Origin of the sequence: Microcoleus sp. F4-D5 (assembly GCF_036704885.1) — a bacterium.
Classification (GTDB): Bacteria; Cyanobacteriota; Cyanobacteriia; order Cyanobacteriales; family Microcoleaceae; genus Microcoleus.
Genome location: NZ_JAUBSX010000201.1, coordinates 1 through 1304, shown reverse-complemented (window position 1 = coordinate 1304; position 1304 = coordinate 1). Strand labels below are relative to the sequence as shown.

Here is a 1304-nt window from a genome sequence, read left to right as displayed (position 1 = left end):
ATTGTGCGTTCGAGTTCATCAATTTGAGTGCGTCTGGCGACCTGGATGACCGCTGTGATATGTTCTGGGCTACCGGCCCGTCCTAAATGTTTATACTTACTCTTTTTTTGGCGATCTGTTGCTTGCTCAAAAATCGCCTCCGTTGCTTGAAGCTTATAATACCAATAAACTTTTTGTCTTTGTCGCACCTGATAACGAGCTACATAGCAACCAGGCGGCGCTACTTCACCTTCGTCGAAAATTTGTTGAATTTTTACTTTTAAAGCAGCAATAGTAGCAGTTAAACGTTCAGCTCTTTTAGTTAAATCGGGAGGAAGCTTTGACTGATGGCGATTCATGTTTGGTTGGTATTGCCAGAGAGATGTCCTAATTAAATGCTAAGATACTTCGCGAATATAATTCGCGAAAGCTCTCGGATTTATTAATTTTTTATGCCAACTCTACCTTGTGAAGACCCCCTCGCCCAATTGGTGCAATTTCGCCAAGATATCTACACTCTGTTTCCGGCGGGTCGCGATAGTTTGATGGACTTATTAGATTCGCTATCGGGGAATACGACAGCTCAATCTCCCGTAGCATTATGCGAACATCCTTCGTTTCGTCGGGGTAATGCGTGCTTTATACAAAGCTATTGTACAATTGTTTGAGTCCAGTAGCAGCGAACGAGCCGCAGCAGAAAGAAAACTGCTGCAACAGTCTTTACTCAAAGCGGTCGCCCCACTAATTCCCGTACCGAAAAGTCGCAAGTTTCATTTACTTGGTTTGGACACTACTCCCATGCCACGCCCATTTGCTAAAAGTTTAGCAGACCGAACATACATTCATCAACCTCACGCCATTAAAGGTAACAAACCAATCAACATCGGGCATCTATACTCTCTCTTATCATTTTTACCTGAACCCGATGCTCGTCAAAATATCCCTTGGTCTATACCTTTAAGCGAACAACGAGTGGCATCAGGTAGTAACAGTATTGCGGTTGGCTTGGAACAGGTAGATAGCACGCTCCATAATTGTCCGGCTTTTGAGACAGAACAATTATCTGTACTGGTGGCTGATAGTTATTACTCCCAACGCCAATTCCTGGATGCACTCTCAAATAAATCTAATTTAGTTTTAGTTACTAGAGCTCGCAGCAATCGAGTTTTCTATCGTCAACCATCAATCAGTGACGAAATTACTTCAACTCGCCGACACCGCCGTTGGTATGGAACTCGATTTGATTTAAAAGATGAAACTACTTGGCACTCGGAGGATGAAATAGCGCACACAACTTTCATTACTCGTCGCGGGCGTCATCTTAA

At 43.4% G+C, this 1304-nt stretch carries 3 protein-coding genes; 2 read left to right on the top strand and 1 reads right to left on the bottom strand.

Annotated elements, in window-relative coordinates; translation table 11 throughout:
* A partial coding sequence (locus QUA80_RS33590) for a transposase (protein WP_333429217.1) occupies positions 1-338 on the bottom strand: 338 nt, incomplete at its 3' end.
* Positions 339-431: 93 nt separating this feature from the next.
* Between QUA80_RS33590 and QUA80_RS33585 the strand changes: the two genes are divergently transcribed.
* Together QUA80_RS33585 and QUA80_RS33580 are read left to right on the top strand one after the other, a co-directional pair.
* Positions 432-647, top strand: a complete 216-nt coding sequence (locus QUA80_RS33585) for a hypothetical protein (protein WP_333429216.1) — start codon at positions 432-434, stop codon at positions 645-647.
* Positions 640-1304: transposase (locus QUA80_RS33580; protein ID WP_333429215.1), on the top strand; the 665-nt coding region annotated here is incomplete at its 3' end. The genes QUA80_RS33585 and QUA80_RS33580, both read left to right, overlap by 8 nt.